Consider the following 17,762-nt stretch of genomic DNA (forward strand, 5'->3'; position numbering starts at 1 on the left):
AGTACCTGAGCAAGCACTTGCTTGGTACGCTAGCACAATGCGTGACGCCATCAACCTCGGTTTGACCGGCAAGGTGGTCCTGGTGACCGGCGGGGTGCGCGGCGTGGGCGCCGGTATCAGCGCCGTCTTCGCCGATCAGGGAACGACGGTGGTGACCTGCGCCCGGCGCCCGGTGGAGGGCCTGCCGTACGAGTTCCACGCCTGCGACGTGCGCGACGACGACGCGGTCCGGGGACTGATCGAGGCGGTCGTGGCCACCCACGGCCGGATCGACGTCGTGGTCAACAATGCCGGCGGGTCCCCGTTCGCATTTGCCGCCGATGCGTCGGCCAACTTCAGTCGCAAGATCATCGAACTGAATCTGCTCAGTGCCCTGCTGGTGTCCACGCACGCCAACGCGGTCATGCAGACCCAGGACGGCGGGGGCTCGATCGTCAACATCACCAGTGTCAGCGGCCGTCGGCCGTCACCGGGCACCGCGGCCTACGGCGCGGCCAAGGCCGGGGTGGACAGCCTGACCACATCGTTGGCCGTCGAATGGGCGCCGAAGGTGCGGATCAACTCGATCGTCGTCGGCATGGTCGAGACCGAGCAGTCCGAGCTGTTCTACGGCGACGCCGAATCGGTGGCCGCGGTCGGCGCCACCGTGCCGTTGGGCCGGTTGGCCAAGCCCTCCGAAATCGGTTGGACAGCCGCATTTTTGAGTTCCGATCTGGCTTCCTATGTCACTGGCGCCAGCCTTACCGTGCACGGTGGCGGCGAGAACCCCGCCTACCTCGACGCATCCAGCGCGAACAAGTAAGTCGACCCCAAAAAAAGGAGACAGCACTGATGGGACTTCTCGACGGCCGCGTGGTCATCGTCACCGGAGCCGGCGGCGGAATCGGGCGGGCGCACGCGCTGGCGTTCGCCGCCGAGGGCGCCCGGGTGGTGGTCAACGACATCGGCGTCGGCCTCGACGGGTCACCGGCCGGTGGGGGCAGCGCCGCCCAGGCCGTGGTCGATGAGATCAAAGCCGCCGGGGGGGAAGCCGTCGCCAACGGCTCCAACGTGGCCGACTGGGCCCAGGCCGAGCAGTTGATCCAGACCGCGGTCGACGCCTTCGGTGGGCTGGACGTGCTGGTCAACAACGCCGGCATCGTCCGGGACCGGATGTTCGCCAACACCAGCGAAGAGGAGTTCGACGCCGTCGTCGCCGTGCACCTCAAGGGGCACTTCGCCACCATGCGGCACGCCGCCGCCTATTGGCGGGCCAAGTCCAAGGCCGGCGAGACGGTGGACGCCCGGATCATCAACACCAGTTCCGGGGCTGGCCTGCAGGGCAGCGTCGGGCAGGCCAACTACAGCGCCGCCAAGGCCGGTATCGCCGCGATGACCCTGGTCGCCTCTGCGGAGATGGGCCGCTACGGCGTCACCGTCAACGCGATCGCCCCGTCGGCGCGCACCCGGATGACCGAGACCGTGTTCGCCGACATGATGAACACCCAGGACCAGGCCTTCGACGCGATGGCCCCAGAGAACGTGAGCCCGCTGGTGGTGTGGCTGGGCAGCGTGGAATCCAAAGACGTCACCGGCAAGGTGTTCGAGGTCGAGGGCGGCAAGATCCGCGTCGCCGAGGGCTGGGCGCACGGCCCGCAGGCCGACAAGGGCGCCCGCTGGGATCCCGCCGAGCTGGGGCCGGTCGTCACCGATCTGCTGGCCAAGGCGCGCAAGCCGGTGCCGGTTTACGGGGCTTAGCCCCGGCCGGCCCGATAGCGGATCAGGGCTCGCAGATGACGATCGGGATCTCCCGGTCGGTCCAGGCGCGGTAGTTGACGAAGTCGGGATACATCGCGTCGAGCTTCGGCCAGTAGGCGGCCCGCTCGGACTCACTGGCGTCGCGGGCGCGCAACGTCAGCACCTCGTTGCGGATCCGGAACGACACCTGCGGGTTCGCCTTCAGGTTCAGGTACCACATCGGGTTGGTGGCGCGCCCGCCCTGCGACGCCACCAGGATCACCCGGTCGCCTTCGCGCAGGAACAGCAACGGGGACTCACGGGGCTGACCGGTCTTGCGCCCGGTGGTGGTGAGGATCCCGACTTCGGGGACCTCCCCGAAATGCTTGGTGCCCAGCCGCCACTTGCCGCCGATCCGGCCGCCGGTGGCCTTGTAGGCCCAGGTGTTGGCCCGGGACATCCACTTGATGATGGTGCCGGTGACCGGTGAGTCCAGCGACTTCGGCTTCTCTGGTGTCTCCACGGCACCACCCTAACGTTGCACGAACGGCTTGATCCCGGCCCGGATGTGGTGAATGACGGCGGTGCCGTCGGGGCTGTCGGCGGGAATGACGAAGACCTCGTCGACATGCGAGCAGATCCGTCGGCCGAACAGCGACGGCTTGGTGATGATGTCGTAGACCGCGCGCACCTCGTCACCGTCGATGCTGTACTTCGGCAAAGTGGCGGCCGAGATCAGCCGGAACTGCGGCCCACGATTGAGGCTGCGGCGCAAGTGGTTTCCGGAAAATCCGGTCTTGAGTCCGACCTCGATGCGGACGCAGTCGGGGGAGAACCGGACCGCGGAGGCGTCGTGGCTGACCAGCGCGTCGATGTAGGCCTGGGCGGCCGCGATGCGGTCGGTCTCTGGCACGGGGGCCATTTAGATCCGCTCGATGATGGTGCCGGTGGACAGCGCGCCGCCGGCACACATGGTGATCAACGCGGTCGAGGAGTCGGTGCGCTCCAGCTCATGCAGCGCGGTGGTGATCAGCCGGCTGCCGGTGGAACCCACCGGGTGGCCCAGCGCGATCGCCCCGCCGTTGACGTTGACCCGATCCATGTCCGGGTTGTGTACCGCGGCCCAGGACAGCACCACCGAGGCGAACGCCTCGTTGATCTCGACCAGGTCGATGTCTCCCATCTTCATGCCGGCCTTCTCCAGCACCTTGGCGGTGGACTGCACCGGGCCGTCCAGGTGGTAGTAGGGCTCGGCGCCGACCAGGGCCTGGCTGACGATCCGGGCGCGCGGCTTGAGGCCCAGCGCCTTGGCCTTGTCTTCGTCCATCCACAGCACCGCGGCCGCCCCGTCGGAGATCTGCGACGACGTGCCGGCGGTGTGGATGCCGCCCTCGAGCACCGGGTTCAGCTTGGCCAGCCCCTCGAGCGTGGTGTCACGCAGCCCCTGGTCGCGGCTGACGGTGTTCCACTCGGCGGTGGGCTGCTTGTTCTCGTCGATCACCGGCGCCTCGATCGGGGAGATTTCCCGGTCGAACCGGCCCTCGGCCCAGGCCTGCTTGGCCAGCTGCTGCGAGCGCAACCCGAACGCGTCCACGTCGGCGCGGGTGATGCCGCGGCGCTTGGCGATCCGCTCGGCGGCCTCGAACTGGTTGGGCAGGTCGATGTCCCAGGACGCCGCCCGGGCGCCGCCGCCGTTCTCGCCCAGGCCCACCCGGCTCATCGCCTCGATGCCGCAAGCGATGCCGATGTCGATGGCGCCGGTTGCGATCAGGCCGGCTATCAGGTGGTTGGCCTGTTGCGCGCTGCCGCACTGGCAGTCGATGCTGGTGGCGCCGACGTGCTCGGGCAGACCCGCGATCAGCCAGGACTGCCGGGCGACGTTGTTGGCCTGCTCGCCGTACTGGGTGACGCAGCCGCTGATGACCTGCTCGACGCTGCCCGGGTCGATACCGGCCTTGGTGACCAGGGCCTTTTGCACCGCCCCGAGCAGTTCGGTGGCGTGCAGGCCGGAGAGCCAGCCGTTACGTTTACCGATGGGGCTACGAGTGGCTTCGACGATGACAGGTTTACCCATGCGGCCAGGCTAGAACACGTTTCAACAGTCTGACAAGCGACGATGTGAAGACGCCTTTGGTCTATGGTGAGGCCATGTTTTACTGCTACTAGAACGCGTTGCATTTGGGAGTCCGTCGATGTCGAGTATCAAACTACCGCCGGGGTTCGACTTCACTGACCCGGAGATCTACGCCGAACGGCTCCCGGATGCGGAGTTCGCCCAAGTGCGGGCCGCCGCCCCGATCACCTGGATCGAGCAGCCGGACGACAAGAGTGGCGGATTCAAAGACGGTGGCTACTGGGCGATCACCAGCCACCACGACGTCAAAGAGGTGTCCCGGCTCGACGACGTCTTCTCCAGCGAGATCAATGGGGCCATCCCGCGCTACAACGACGACATCGAACGGGAGAACATCGACGTCGGCCGGCTGCTGATGCTCAACCAGGACGCGCCCCGGCACACCCGGCTGCGCCGGATCGTCTCGCGTGGTTTCACCCCCCGCCACATCCTGCCGCTGCACGACGAACTGCAGGAGCGCGCCCAGGCCATCGCCAAGGAGGCCGCCGCCAAGGGCACCGGTGACTTCGTGGTGGAGGTGGCCTCCGAGCTGCCGCTGCAGGCGATCGCCGGCCTGATGGGGGTGCCGCAGGAGGACCGCGGCAAGTTGTTCAACTGGACCAACCAGATGACGTCCTACGACGACCCGGAGTACGCCCACTACGACCCGAAGACCTCGTCGATGGAGATCATCTCCTACGGGCTGCAGCTGGCCGAGATGAAGCGGCAGAACCCCGGCCAGGACATCGTCACCACGTTGATCGAGGCGGACATCGACGGCGAGAAGCTCAACGACGACGAGCTGGGGTTCTTCATCATTCTGCTGGCGGTGGCCGGCAGCGAGACCACGCGTAACTCGATCACCCAGGGGATGATGGCGTTCACCGAGTTCCCCGAGCAGTGGGAGCTGTTCAAGTCCGAGCGCCCGGAGACCACCGCCGACGAGGTGGTGCGGTGGGCCACCCCGGTGACGTCGTTCCAGCGCACCGCCACCCGCGATTACGAGCTGTCCGGGGTGAAGATCAAGAAGGGCCAGCGGGTGGTGATGTTCTACCGCGCCGCCAACTTCGACCCCGAGGTCTTCGACGACCCGCAGCAGTTCAACATCCTGCGGGACCCCAACCCGCACGTCGGCTTCGGCGGCACCGGCGCGCACTACTGCATCGGCACCCACCTGGCCCGGATGTCGGTGAACCTGATGTTCAACGCCATCGCCGACCAGATTCCCAACCTCAAGCCCCTGGCCGCCCCGGAACGCCTGCGTTCGGGCTGGCTCAACGGGATCAAGCACTGGCAGGTCGACTACACCGGCAAGTCCGCCTGAACCACCGAACGAACACGGAGGGTAGTTCCACCATGTCCACACTTCCCGCAGGATTCGACTTCCTCAATCCTGACGTCATCGTCCAAGGCATCCCGGAGGAGGAATTCGCGCGGCTGCGCAAGGCGGCGCCTGTCTGTTGGGTCGAGCAAGCCCCCGGCAAGGGCGGCGGATTCAACGACGGGGGCTACTGGGCGGTCACCAAGCTCGCCGACGTCAAAGAGGTGTCGCTGCGCAGCGATGTCTTCTCAAGCTACGAAAACTGTGTGATCCCACGGTTTCCCGACGACATGGCTCGGGAGAACATCGAGGTTCAGCGGTTCGTGATGCTGAACATGGATGCGCCGCACCACACCCGGCTGCGCCGGATCATCTCTCGGGGCTTCACCCCACGAGCGATCGGGCGGCTGCGCGACGAACTCCACGAGCGTGCGCAGGCGATCGTCAAAGCCGCCGCCGAGGCCGGCTCCGGGGACTTTGTCGAGCAGGTCTCTTGCGAGCTGCCGCTGCAGGCGATCGCCGGGCTGCTCGGGGTGCCGCAGGAAGACCGGGACAAGCTGTTCCAGTGGTCCAACGAGATGACCGGCAGCGAGGACCCGGAATACGCCGACATCGACCCGCAGGCCTCGTCGGTCGAGTTGATCCAGTACGCCATGCAACTGGCCGCCGCCAAGGCGGAGAACCCGGGCGAGGACATCGTCACCACCCTGATCAACGCGGACATCGACGGCGAGAAGCTATCCGACGACGAGTTCGGTTTCTTCGTGGTGATGCTGGCGGTGGCCGGCAACGAGACCACCCGCAACTCGATCACCCACGGCATGATCGCGTTCTCCGAGCACCCCGAGCAGTGGGAGCTGTTCAAAAAGGAGCGCCCGGCAACTACCGCCGACGAGATCGTGCGGTGGGCCTCCCCGGTGATCTGCTTCCAGCGCACCGCGCTGGAAGACTACGAACTGTCCGGAGCGCAGATCAAGAAGGGCCAGCGGGTAGTGATGTTCTACCGCTCGGCCAACTTCGACGAGGACGCCTTCGACAACCCGCAGGAGTTCAACATCCTGCGCGATCCGAACCCGCACGTCGGGTTCGGCGGCACCGGTGCGCACTACTGCATCGGCACCCACCTGGCCCGGCTGACGATCGACCTGATCTTCAACGCAGTCGCCGACCACGTGCCGGACCTGGCCCCGCTGGCCAAGCCGGAACGGCTGCGGTCCGGGTGGCTCAACGGCATCAAGCATTGGCAGATGGACTACACCGGCAAATGCCCGGTGGCCCACTAGGTTTAAGGAGATTCGGTGGACTTCAGTCCAGATCCGGAACAGCAGGCAGTCGCCGACGTCGTCACGTCGGTGCTCGACCGGGACAACAGCTGGGAGGCGCTGGTCGCCGGCGGCGTGACCGCGCTCGCGGTGCCGGAGCGGCTCGGCGGTGACGGGGTCGGCTTGTCGGAAGTGGCCACGGCGCTCACCGAGATCGGTCGGCACGGGACCGTCAGCCCCGCACTGGCCACCCTCGGGTTCGGCCTGGTGCCGCTGCTGGAACTGGCCAGCGAGGGCGAGCAGGACCGCTACCTGGCCGGCGTGGCCAAAGGGGCGGTGCTGACCGCCGCGCTCGACGAGCCGGCCGCCGCGCTCCCCGAGCAGCCCGCAGTCACGCTGACCGGTAATCGCTTGTCCGGCACCAAGATCGGGGTGCCCTTCGCCGAGCAGGCCGAGTGGATGCTGGTCACCGCTGATTCCGGTGTTGCGGTGATCTCACCGACGGCGGCCGGGGTGACGCTGAACAAGACCCCGACGGCCAACCACAGCGACGAGTACACGGTCGTCTTCGACGACGCCGAGGTCGACACCGTGCTCGACAGCGCCTCGGTGCATCGGGTGAACCAATTGGCGCTGGCCATGATCGGCGCCTACGCCGCCGGGCTGGTGGCCGGTGCGCTGCGGCTGACCGCCGATTACGTCGGCAGCCGTGAGCAATTCGGCCGGCCGCTGTCGACCTTCCAGACGGTGGCCGCGCAGCTCTCGGAGGTCTACATCGTCTCGCGCACCATCACCTTGGCCGCGACGTCGGTGGTGTGGCGGCTGGCCAACGGCCTGGACGCCACCGACGACCTCGGGGTGCTCGGCTACTGGATCACCTCGCAGGCGCCCCCGGTGATGCAGCTCTGCCATCACCTGCACGGCGGGATGGGTATGGACGTGGACTACCCGATGGACCGCTACTACTCCACGATCAAGGACCTGAACCGCCTGCTGGGCGGACGGTCGCACCGTCTCGACCTGGTGGGAGCACAATGTTCGTCGATCTGACCCCCGAGCAGCGCAAGCTGCAAGCCGAACTACGGGAATACTTCGCCAACCTCATCACCCCTGATGAGGAAAAGGCGATGGCCGTCGACCGGCACAACCAGGCCTACCGTGACGTGATCCGGCGGATGGGCCGCGACGGCAAGCTCGGGGTGGGCTGGCCCAAGGAGTTCGGCGGCCTGGGCTTCGGTCCGATCGAGCAGCAGATCTTCGTCAACGAGGCGCAGCGCGCCGACATCCCGCTGCCGGCCGTGACGCTGCAGACGGTCGGTCCGACCTTGCAGGTGTATGGCAACGAGGCGCAGAAGAAGAAGTTCCTGCCGGCGATCCTGGCCGGGGAAGTGCATTTCGCGATCGGCTACACCGAACCGGAAGCCGGCACCGACCTGGCGTCGTTGCGCACCACCGCGGTGCGCGACGGTGACCACTACATCGTCAACGGTCAGAAGGTGTTCACCACCGGCGCGCACGACGCCGACTACATCTGGCTGGCGGTGCGCACCGACCCGACCGCGGTGAAGCACAAGGGGATCTCGATCCTCATCGTCGACACCAAGGACCCGGGTTACTCCTGGACGCCGATGATCCTGTCCGATGGCGCGCATCACACCAACGCGACCTACTACAACGACGTTCGGGTGCCCGTCGACATGCTGGTCGGCGAGGAGAACGGCGGCTGGAAGCTGATCACCACCCAGCTCAACAACGAGCGCGTGATGCTCGGTCCGGCCGGCCGGTTCGGCGCCATCTACGACAAGGTGCACGCCTGGGCCACCAAGCCCGGCAGCGACGGGGTGACCCCGATCTCCCACGACGCGGTCAAGCGCGGCCTCGGCGAGATCCACGCCATGTTCCGCATCAACGAGTTGCTCAACTGGCAGGTCGCTGCGGCCGGCGAGATCATCGATGTCGCCGACGCGGCAGCCACCAAAGTCTTTGGCACCGAGCGGATCCAGTACGCCGGCCGGTTGGCCGAGGAGATCGTCGGCTGCTACGGCAACCCGGCCGACCCGGCCACCGCCGAGCTGCTGCGCTGGCTGGATGTGCAGGCCAAACGCAACCTGGTCATCACGTTCGGCGGTGGGGTCAACGAGGTGATGCGCGAGATGATCGCCGCCTCAGGTCTCAAGGTTCCGCGGGTGCCACGATGAACGAGCTGAGCTCGGGGATCGAGCAGATATTGGCGGCCGGCCGCAGCAAGCCACGGTCCGGTCGGGACCCGGTGAACCAGCCGATGATTCGGCACTGGGTTGATGCGATCGGCGACAAGAACCCGATCTACATCGACGAGGCAGCTGCCAAGGCGGCCGGCCACCCCGGAATCGTCGCTCCGCCGGCGATGATCCAGGTGTGGACCATGATGGGCTTGGGCGGGGAGCGTCCCGCAGACGACCCGCTCGGCAAGGTCATGGAATTGTTCGACGGCGCAGGCTATGTCGGCGTGGTGGCCACCAACTGCGAGCAGACCTACCACCGCTACCTGCGGCCGGGCGAAGAGGTCAGTGTCACCGCCGAGGTGACCGACATCGTGGGACCCAAGCAGACCGGCTTGGGTGAGGGGTACTTCGTCACCCAGAAAATCCGCTGGTGGGTCGGCGAAGAGAATGTCGCCGACATGAACTGGCGCATCTTGAAGTTCCTGCCGAAAGACCGCGCCGAGTCCGTCGCGGTGCCCGAGGATCTCGAGCCGGACAAGATGATGCGCCCCTCATGGTCGAGGGATTCCCAGTACTTCTGGGAGGGGGTGGCCGCCCACGAGCTGCGCATCCAGCGCCGTCCGGATGGCAGCCTGCAGCACCCGCCGGTGCCGGCGGTCTGGAAGGACAAGACCGAGACCACCGACTACGTCGTTTCCAGCGGTAAGGGAACGGTGTTCAGCTACGTGGTGCACCACGCCCCGAAAGTCCCCGGCCGAGCATGTCCGTTTGTGATCGCGCTGGTCGAGCTCGAGCAGGGCGTGCGGATGCTCGGTGAGCTGCGCGGCGTCGACGCCGCTGCGGTGAAGATCGGAATGCCGGTTCGCGCAACCTATCTCGACTTCCCTGCCAGTGACGCCGGTCCGGCCTGGAGCTTGTATGCATGGGAGCCTGTGGAAGGAGGCGGGGCATGAGCGCTCCGACCGTGGAAGTGGGCACCACACTGCCCGAACTGAAGATCTACGGCGACCCGACATTCATCGTCTCCACGGCGATCGCCACCCGCGATTACCAGGACGTGCACCACGACCGGGACAAGGCTCAGGCCAAGGGGTCCAAGGACATCTTCGTCAACATTCTCACCGACACCGGCCTGGTGCAGCGTTACCTCACCGACTGGGCCGGATCCAACGCGGTGATCCGCTCGATCGCGCTGCGACTGGGCGTGCCGTGGTACGCCTACGACACCGTCACCTTCAGCGGTGAGGTGACCGCGGTGGAGGACGGCCTGGTCACGGTGAAAGTCGTTGGTAACAACAGCCTGGGCGACCATGTCATCGCCACGGCCACACTGACCATCGGGGAGGCGTGATGTTGTCCGGTAAGGCGGCCATCGCCGGGATCGGCGCAACCGACTTCTCCAAGGAATCCGGGCGCAGCGAACTGCGCCTGGCCGCCGAGGCGGTGCTCGACGCGCTCGACGACGCGGGCCTGACGCCGGCCGACGTCGACGGGTTGGTGACCTTCACCATGGACTCCAATCTGGAGACCGCCGTCGCGCGCGCTACCGGCATCGGTGAGCTGACGTTCTTCTCCCAGATCGGTTACGGCGGCGGTGCCGCGGCGGCCACCGTGCAGCAGGCGGCCATGGCGGTGGCGACCGGGGTGGCCGAAGTCGTGGTGGCCTACCGCGCTTTCAACGAGCGCTCGGAATTCCGGTTCGGCCAGGTGATGACCGGGCTGACCGTCAACGCCGATTCCCGTGGCGTGGAGTACAGCTGGTCCTACCCGCACGGCCTGAGCACCCCCGCCGCGTCGGTGGCGATGATCGCCCAGCGCTACATGCACGAATACGGGGCCACCAGTGCAGATTTCGGTGTGGTATCGGTCGCCGACCGCAAGCACGCGGCGACCAACCCCAAGGCCCACTTCTACGGCAAGCCGATCACCATCGAGGATCACCAGAACTCGCGCTGGATCGCCGAGCCGCTGCGGCTGCTGGACTGCTGCCAGGAGACCGACGGCGGGGTGGCCATCGTGGTGACCACCCCCGAGCGGGCACGCGACCTCAAGCACCGTCCGGCGGTCATCGAAGCGGCCGCGCAGGGCGCCGGCGCCGACCAGTTCACCATGTACTCCTACTACCGCGAGGAGCTCGGGCTGCCCGAGATGGGCCTGGTGGGCAAGCAGTTGTGGGCGCAGTCCGGACTGACACCGGCCGACATCCAGACCGCGGTGCTCTACGACCACTTCACCCCGTACACGCTGATCCAGTTGGAGGAGCTGGGTTTCTGCGGTAAGGGGGAGGCCAAGGACTTCATCGCCGGCGGGGCGATCGAGCTGGGCGGCCGGCTGCCGATCAACACCCACGGCGGCCAACTCGGCGAGGCCTACGTGCACGGCATGAACGGCATCGCCGAAGGGGTGCGCCAGCTGCGCGGCACGTCGGTCAACCAGGTCGAGGGCGTCGAGCACGTGCTGGTCACCGCCGGCACCGGCGTGCCCACGTCGGGCCTGATCCTGGGTTGACCCCTTCTCGCCGAACGTGAAGTTGGCTTCACGCTCAGGGGTCGAGCGTGAAGCTACCTTCACGTTCGGCAGGGTGTGGATAACTTCGGGCGGGTGAAATGACGATTGGCGGCCCGGGTGCGACGCTGCCGCCGTGGCAGATCCGTTCATCGGCAGTGAGTCGCTCGACGCCGGATTGGTGACACCAGGGCAACTGGTCACCGGCCACGTCCGGGTGTTTCGTGACGTATATCTGCACAGGGACGTCGAGATCAGCGCGGTCGACCGGGCCAGAGCGGCGTGGCTCTGGTCAAAGCGGCAAGGTGTGGTCGCCGGCTTCTCCGCGTCGGCTCTGCACGGCAGTGAGTGGGTAGACGCCGACAGGCCCGCCGAACTCATCCACGACAACCGGCACCGTCTTCCCGGCCTGGTGATCCGCGGCGATGAGCTGCGGCTCGATGAGATCCAGGTCATCGGTGGAGTTCCGGTCACCACACCGGCGCGCACCGCCGTGGACCTGGCCTGCTGGTATCGGCCCGCCGAAGCGGTCGCGGGATTGGATGCGCTGGCTCGCGCCAGTCGCTTCAAAGATGTTGATGTCCAACGGATTATGGATCGTTGCGGCGGACGACGCGGGATCGTGCGTGCACGCGAGTCGCTGGATCTGGTCGACGCCGGCGCGGAGTCGCCGAAGGAAAGCTGGCTGCGGGTCACCCTCATCCGGGCCGGCTTGCCTCGACCGCACACCCAGATCGCGGTGTACGACGGCGGTTGGAAGCCGTTCGCATTCCTGGATATGGGCTGGCCGGAGCTGAAAGTCGCCGCCGAGTACGACGGGGACATGCATCGGACGGATCCCATTCGCTGGCGCAAGGACGCCAAGCGTCATGAGCGACTTCAGCGCTGCGGATGGATCGTCGTCCGAGTGCTGGCGGGCGACCGGGAAGGCGACATCATCCGTCGCGTGCGTGCCGCCCGTGCCCGCCGAGCGTGAAGTTAGTTTCACGCTGGGGGTCGAAGGTGAAGCCAACTTCACGCTCGGCCGAGCCGCTCAACCGTCGTTGGTCTCGTCCCAGCTTTCGGGTAGGAGCGGTACCGTCGGCCCGCCGCCGAAGCCGTCAGCGGCCAATGTCGTCAGCCCTGCCGCAGCAGTCCTATCCGGTTGGGCTTGCGCCCCGGCGAAGCCCAGGGCACCGGCCCCACTCGTCGAGACGCTGGTGACCTCCAGGTCGGCGAACTCGTTGGCCTCATCACGGGCATGTCGGCGCCGGCGGGACTTGACCCGATTCCGATCCCGTGCGGCCGCGGCCGCCGCCTCAACGGCGTCATCCGGATTCGGCGCCTTCTTGGCGGCATAGCGGCGGGCCTTGGCACTCGACTGGCCGACGGTACCGGCGGGCCCGATCACGTACGGCGGGAAGAACCCCGGGCTGCCGCCGGCCGGGGGAGCCGACGGCGGTGCCGAGGCGGGCGCTGCGCTGCTCGTCGGGGCCGATATCGACGCCGGCGTCGTGGCCGGCGTCGTGGCGGTGTTGGCGACGGTGGTGGACGGGTTGGCGGCACCCGGCCAGGCCAGCGGCTCGGCAGCGGTCGGGCCCTCGGCGACGAGACCGGCCGGGCCGGGCTGAATGCCGGCCAGTCCGGCCAGGCCGGCCGCCCATCCCAGGTTGCCGATCACCAGGCCCAGCGTGGGTTGCAGCAGGGCGGGCGCGAATTGGCTCAGCGTCGAGGCGATCTGGCTGGCGTGGAAGGTCAGGTCGGCCAGGATGAACGGCAGATCGGTCAGCAGCGCCGCCGGATCGGTCAGCAGATCGGTGAGGATGGTGTCGGCGTATTCGCCGAGCTCACCGAAGAAGTCCTTCCACCACTCGGGATCGGAGGGATCCAACTCGCCATCGTGGATCCCGTCGTGGTCGTGGTCGTGGTCGTGGTCGTGGTCGTGGTCGTGATCGGCCTTCTCCTGCAGCACGATCGGTGGTGCCGCGGCGGGGCGGGGGGCGGACGCGAGCGCCGCCCCGGACACCGCTTCGTAGGTGGCCATGGTGGTGGCGGCCTGCACCCACATCCGCACGTAGTCGGCCTCGTTGAGCGCGATCGGAATGGTATTGACGCCAAAGAAATTCGTGGCGACCAGGACCCCGTGCATCGCGTGGTTGGCCGCCAGTTCGGGCATCGTGGGCATGGCCGCCAGCGCGCTGACGTAGGCGGCGGCCACCGTCTCGTGCTGCGCCGCCAGCGCGGCGCTGTCGGCGCTGGCCGTGGACAGCCATGCCAGGTACGGAACATGCGCGGCGACATAGCGTTCCGCACTGGGCCCCTGCCATGCCCCCTGGGCAGCGCCGAGCAAGGCCCGCAACGCCTCGGCGATCGCGGTGTACTCCAGGCTCAGCGAAGACCATGCGCCGGCAGCCGACAACAGCGCCGCCGGGCCGGGTCCACTGGCCAAGGCCGCCGAATGCACCTCCGGTGGCGAGGCCATCCACACCGGAGCCGTCACCGGGCCGTCCTCGCTCGTCGCTTCACGACGCAGACCTTAGCGAAGATGACAATCATTTTCAATAAAGGCAGCGACGAGGGCGCGCAGCTCTACGGATCGCGACGACGAACGTCGCCGGGTGGCGTCGCTACGCCGAGACCAACTCCACGTCGCTCAGCACAGCGGCATCGTCGCGCGAGGGCGCGACCACGTTGCCGATCAGCCGGCCGTCCTCTTTCCAGAGGTGGGCGCGCAGGGTCTCGCCCGGGAAGACGACTCCGGCGAACCGCGCGCCGAAGGAGCGCACCGCGCCCGCGTCGCCGCCGAGCACGGTGTCCACCGCGGCCTTGCAGGTCATGCCGTAGGTGCACAGCCCGTGCAGGATCGGCCGGTCGAAGCCCGCCGCGGCGGCGAACTTCGGGTCCGAGTGCAGCGGGTTGCGGTCGCCGCAGAGTCGGTACAGCAGTGCCTGCTGCGGTGCCACCGGGATGTCGACTTCGAAATCCGGTGCGCGGTCGGGACTTTCGGAAGACGACGCCGGGCCGCGCTCACCGCCGAAACCGCCCTCGCCCCGGGCGAAGATGGACCGCTGCTGCGTCCACAGCGGCGTTCCGTCGGTGCTGGTGACGGTCGTCTCGAGTACGACGACGGCGGCTTTGCCCTTGTCCCAGACATCGACGATTCGGCTGACCGCCCGCGCGCTGCCGGCCGGCGGTAGCGGTGCCGGAACGATCACCTTCTCGGAGGCATGCAAGATCTTGGCCAGGTCGATCTCGACGCCCGGCCAGCTGACCTTGGGGGGGTCGACATCGTTGAAGGACGCCGCGACGCAGCCGAACGTCGGCAGCACCTGGGGGGTCCCGTCGACGACGTAGCTCAGCTCACGCGGGTCCATCGGGTCCGACCCCGCACCCAGTGCCAGGTTGTAGAGCTGCACATTGGTTGCGGTCCAGGAGAATTCGACCCGGCCGAACTCCGCGCCCCGGGCGACATCGAGATCGATTGGCATGTCTAGGCCCTCCCAGCCGGTGAGTCGGCGATGTCGAGTGCGGCCAGGTAACCGAAGGTCATGGCGGGTCCGATGGTGCCGCCGGGCCCCGGGTAGGTGTGGCCCATGACCGGGGCGCTCACGTTGCCCGCGGCGTAGAGCCCCTCGATGACGCTGTTGTCGTCGCGCAGCGCCCGTCCGCGCACATCGGTGCGGATCCCGCCCTTGGTGCCCAGATCGCCGGGAACCATCTTGGCCGCATAGAACGGGCCCTGCGCGATCGGTCCCAGGTTCGGGTTCGGCTTATTGGTCGGGTCGCCGTAGTAGCGGTCGTAGGCGCTCTGGCCGCGGTGGAAGTCCTCGTCGACGCCGGTACGGGCGAACTCGTTGAACCGCTCGACGGTCGCGGTCAACGCCGCGGCCGGTACCCCGGTCTTGCCGGCCAGTTCTTCGAGGGTGTCGGCGGTGACGATCACGCCGGACTCCAGCCACTTCTTCGGGATGCGTTGCCCGGGCTGCAATCCCGCGAAGATGTAGTTGTTGCGGTAGCGCTGGTCGAACACCAGCCAGGCCGGGATGTTCTCGCCGGGACCCGGACCCTGCCCGTACTGACCGCCGTACATGTGGTGGCACGCCTCGACGTAGGGCATCGACTCGTTCATGAACCGCTTGCCGGCCATGTTCACGATGATCGACCCGGGCGAGTTGCGCTCCGACAGTGCGAACCACGGCGAACCCGGCAGCGGCACCGTCGGCCCCCACCAGGAGTCCTCCATGATGTCCAGTGCAGCACCGAGTTTCTCACCGGCCAGGATGCCCTCGCCGGTGTTGGCCTTGGCTCCCACGGTCCACTCGGTGGTGATCGGAGCGCGCTGGTACTTCACCCGCATCTGCTCGTTGTGCTCGAATCCGCCGCTGGCCAGGATGACCCCGCGTCCCGCCCGGATCAGCCGCGGCTCAGTGGTCTCCGACGCATTGGTGTCGCGGACGTAGACGCCGCGGACCACGCCGTCTTCGACGTAGAGGTCGGTCAGCGCGGTGTTCAGTTCCACCGGAACGCCGGCGTTGCGCAGGCCGATCCGCAGCGGGGCGATCAAGGCGCGCCCCATGCCGACCAGGTTCTTACCGGTGGCCTGGGCCCACATGGTGCGCAGCCCCACCTTCAGGCTGCGCAGCACCCCGCGGGGGTGGCGCTTGAGCTGGTTGAGCCGGACATAGTCCTGCTGCATCACAACGACATTCAGTGGCACCTTGCCGTAAGCCGGTTCCAGGCCGGCCATGTCGGCGCCGAGTTTCTTGGCATTGAACGGCTTCGGCTCGATCGAGCGGCCGGTGGGCTTGCCGCCCGGCTGCTCGGGGTAGTAGTCGGCGTAACCGGGAACCCAGCACATCTTCAGCGGTGAGTGCTTCAGCACGAACGACAGCATCTCCGGGCCGCGCTGCAGGTAGGTGTCGATCTTCTCGGCCGGTACCACGTCACCGACGATGGTGTGCAGGTAGGTACGGGCGGCTTCGGGGGTGTCCTTGACACCGGCGCGCTGGAGCACCTCGTTGTTGGGAATCCACACGCCGCCGCCGGAGCGGGCGGTCGAACCGCCGTAGTGGGCGGCTTTCTCGATGACGATCGTTGACAGTCCCCGGTGGGCGGCGGTCAGGGCGGCAACCATCCCGGCGCCGCCGCTTCCGACCACGACGACGTCGTACTCCTGTTCGGCCATGTAGAACACGTTATAGAATTGCCCCGCCCGGGCGCCAGTTGGCTGGCGGTTTCGCTGTCACGGCCACCCGGAAGCCCGCTTCCGCTCAGTAGAACGTGTTTCATTTTAACTACCGGCGAGGACGCGTTCCCGCCTTTCGTCTGCGGCGGAGGCATGTTTTACTGGCACGAGCATGCATCGTGCTTTCACGTGCCCTGAGTTAGGAGTATCAGCGTGGCCAGCCCCACTGTCCCTTCCGCCCCCAACCTGCCCGCCGGGTTCGACCCGACCGATCCGGAGATCTACGCCGAGCGGATTCCGGACGAGGAGCTGGCCCAGCTGCGTACCAGCGAGCCGATCAAGTGGATCGAGCAACCGGACGGGGTCGGTGGCTTCAATGACGGCGGCTACTGGGCGATCACCCGGCACGAGGACGTCAAAGAGGTCTCGCGGCTCGACAGCATCTTCTCCAGCGAGATCAACACCGCCATTCCGCGGTTCAACGACGACATCCAGCGCGAGGCGATCGATGCGCAGCGCATCCTGATGCTCAACCAGGACGCCCCACATCACACCCGCCAGCGCCGGATCATCTCGCGCGGTTTCACCCCGCGCCACATCCTGCCGCTGCGCGACCAGCTCGAGCAGCGCGCCCAGGCTATCGCCAAGGAGGCGCAGGCCCGCGGCACCGGTGACTTCGTGGTGGAGGTGGCCTCCGAGCTGCCGCTGCAGGCGATCGCCGGCCTGATGGGGGTGCCGCAGGAGGACCGCGGCAAGTTGTTCGAGTGGACCAATCAGATGACGTCCTACGACGACCCGGAGTACGCCCACTATGACCCCGCGGCCTCGGCGATGGAGATCATCACCTACGGGCTGCAGCTGGCCGAGCAGAAGCGGCAGAACCCCGGCAACGACATCGTCACCACGCTGATCGAGGCCGACATCGACGGCGAGAAACTCAACGACGACGAGCTGGGCTACTTCATCATCCTGCTGGCGGTGGCCGGCAGCGAGACGACCCGCAACTCGATCACCCAGGGCATGATGGCCTTCACCGAGAATCCCGACCAGTGGGAGCTGTTCAAAAAGGAGCGCCCGGAGACCACCGCCGACGAGGTGGTGCGCTGGGCCACCCCGGTGACCTCATTCCAGCGCACCGCCACCTGTGACCACGAGCTCAACGGCACCCTGATCAAGAAGGGCCAGCGGGTGGTGATGTTCTACCGCGCCGCCAACTTCGACCCCGAGGTCTTCGACAACCCGCAGCAGTTCAACATCCTGCGCGACCCCAACCCGCACGTCGGCTTCGGCGGCACTGGGGCGCACTACTGCATCGGCACCCACCTGGCCCGGATGACCATCGGGCTGATGTTCAACGCCATCGCCGACCACATCCCGGACCTCAAGCCGCTGGAAAGCCCCAAGCGGCTACGCTCGGGCTGGCTCAACGGGATCAAGCACTGGCAGGTCGACTACCTCGGCCAGTCCTAGCTCACGG

General features: G+C 67.3%; 17 protein-coding genes. 11 read left to right on the forward strand and 6 right to left on the reverse strand.

What is annotated here, in order from left to right; all coding sequences use genetic code 11:
- Positions 1-37 precede the first annotated feature (37 nt).
- The gene (locus tag AC5Y4Q_RS00460; protein ID WP_125224931.1) at positions 38-802 is read left to right on the forward strand and encodes an SDR family oxidoreductase; all 765 of its coding nucleotides are present in this window, start codon (positions 38-40) and stop codon (positions 800-802) included.
- A 29-nt stretch (positions 803-831) separates the two neighbouring features.
- A complete protein-coding gene (locus tag AC5Y4Q_RS00465) occupies positions 832-1,737 on the forward strand; it encodes an SDR family oxidoreductase (RefSeq protein WP_125224932.1) in 906 nt (301 codons plus the stop codon).
- Positions 1,738-1,759: 22 nt separating this feature from the next.
- Here AC5Y4Q_RS00465 and AC5Y4Q_RS00470 read toward each other — a convergent pair whose 3' ends face one another.
- From AC5Y4Q_RS00470 to AC5Y4Q_RS00480, 3 genes are all read right to left on the reverse strand, one after another.
- Entirely contained in the window at positions 1,760-2,176 is a 417-nt protein-coding gene (locus AC5Y4Q_RS00470) for a nitroreductase family deazaflavin-dependent oxidoreductase (protein ID WP_125224937.1), read from the reverse strand.
- 72 nt (positions 2,177-2,248) lie between these two features.
- Complete coding sequence (locus AC5Y4Q_RS00475; RefSeq protein ID WP_064922087.1) at positions 2,249-2,638, reverse strand: DUF8021 domain-containing protein; 390 nt, start codon at positions 2,636-2,638, stop codon at positions 2,249-2,251.
- Positions 2,639-3,790, reverse strand: a complete 1,152-nt coding sequence (locus AC5Y4Q_RS00480; protein ID WP_064922086.1) for a steroid 3-ketoacyl-CoA thiolase — start codon at positions 3,788-3,790, stop codon at positions 2,639-2,641.
- A gap of 118 nt (positions 3,791-3,908) precedes the next feature.
- Between AC5Y4Q_RS00480 and AC5Y4Q_RS00485 the strand changes: the two genes are divergently transcribed.
- From AC5Y4Q_RS00485 to AC5Y4Q_RS00520, 8 genes are all read left to right on the forward strand, one after another.
- Complete coding sequence (locus AC5Y4Q_RS00485) at positions 3,909-5,153, forward strand: cytochrome P450 (protein WP_064922085.1); 1,245 nt, start codon at positions 3,909-3,911, stop codon at positions 5,151-5,153.
- 32 nt (positions 5,154-5,185) lie between these two features.
- A complete protein-coding gene (locus AC5Y4Q_RS00490) occupies positions 5,186-6,433 on the forward strand; it encodes a cytochrome P450 (protein ID WP_064922084.1) in 1,248 nt (415 codons plus the stop codon).
- Between the two features lie 15 nt (positions 6,434-6,448).
- Positions 6,449-7,462 carry an acyl-CoA dehydrogenase family protein gene (locus tag AC5Y4Q_RS00495; RefSeq protein ID WP_499957517.1) on the forward strand — a complete coding sequence of 338 codons (1,014 nt, stop codon included), beginning with the start codon at positions 6,449-6,451 and terminating at the stop codon, positions 7,460-7,462.
- Positions 7,447-8,610 carry an acyl-CoA dehydrogenase FadE29 gene (gene fadE29, locus AC5Y4Q_RS00500; protein ID WP_499957519.1) on the forward strand — a complete coding sequence of 388 codons (1,164 nt, stop codon included), beginning with the start codon at positions 7,447-7,449 and terminating at the stop codon, positions 8,608-8,610. The genes AC5Y4Q_RS00495 and fadE29 overlap by 16 nt, the downstream gene beginning before the upstream one ends.
- Positions 8,607-9,569, forward strand: coding sequence for a bifunctional MaoC family dehydratase N-terminal/OB-fold nucleic acid binding domain-containing protein (locus tag AC5Y4Q_RS00505; RefSeq protein WP_064922081.1), 963 nt, complete (start codon positions 8,607-8,609; stop codon positions 9,567-9,569). The genes fadE29 and AC5Y4Q_RS00505 overlap by 4 nt, the downstream gene beginning before the upstream one ends.
- The gene (locus AC5Y4Q_RS00510) at positions 9,566-9,967 is read left to right on the forward strand and encodes a MaoC family dehydratase (protein WP_064922080.1); all 402 of its coding nucleotides are present in this window, start codon (positions 9,566-9,568) and stop codon (positions 9,965-9,967) included. Before AC5Y4Q_RS00505 ends, AC5Y4Q_RS00510 begins: the two co-directional genes overlap by 4 nt.
- Entirely contained in the window at positions 9,967-11,124 is a 1,158-nt protein-coding gene (gene ltp2, locus AC5Y4Q_RS00515; protein WP_064922079.1) for a 17-hydroxy-3-oxo-4-pregnene-20-carboxyl-CoA lyase, read from the forward strand. The genes AC5Y4Q_RS00510 and ltp2 overlap by 1 nt, the downstream gene beginning before the upstream one ends.
- 133 nt (positions 11,125-11,257) lie before the next feature.
- A complete protein-coding gene (locus tag AC5Y4Q_RS00520) occupies positions 11,258-12,097 on the forward strand; it encodes a type IV toxin-antitoxin system AbiEi family antitoxin (protein ID WP_064922078.1) in 840 nt (279 codons plus the stop codon).
- Positions 12,098-12,154: 57 nt separating this feature from the next.
- On the opposite strand, the gene AC5Y4Q_RS00525 is transcribed toward AC5Y4Q_RS00520, so the two are convergent.
- From AC5Y4Q_RS00525 to kstD, 3 genes are all read right to left on the reverse strand, one after another.
- Positions 12,155-13,582, reverse strand: coding sequence for a PPE family protein (locus tag AC5Y4Q_RS00525; protein WP_499958273.1), 1,428 nt, complete (start codon positions 13,580-13,582; stop codon positions 12,155-12,157).
- 145 nt (positions 13,583-13,727) lie between these two features.
- Positions 13,728-14,588, reverse strand: coding sequence for an enoyl-CoA hydratase ChsH3 (gene chsH3, locus AC5Y4Q_RS00530; RefSeq protein ID WP_499957522.1), 861 nt, complete (start codon positions 14,586-14,588; stop codon positions 13,728-13,730).
- A 2-nt stretch (positions 14,589-14,590) separates the two neighbouring features.
- Positions 14,591-16,285 carry a 3-oxosteroid 1-dehydrogenase gene (gene kstD / locus AC5Y4Q_RS00535; RefSeq protein ID WP_499957524.1) on the reverse strand — a complete coding sequence of 565 codons (1,695 nt, stop codon included), beginning with the start codon at positions 16,283-16,285 and terminating at the stop codon, positions 14,591-14,593.
- 213 nt (positions 16,286-16,498) lie between these two features.
- Between kstD and AC5Y4Q_RS00540 the strand changes: the two genes are divergently transcribed.
- Complete coding sequence (locus AC5Y4Q_RS00540; RefSeq protein WP_082952635.1) at positions 16,499-17,755, forward strand: cytochrome P450; 1,257 nt, start codon at positions 16,499-16,501, stop codon at positions 17,753-17,755.
- Positions 17,756-17,762: the final 7 nt, after the last annotated feature.

Source organism: Mycobacterium sp. NGS16 (assembly GCF_059813225.1).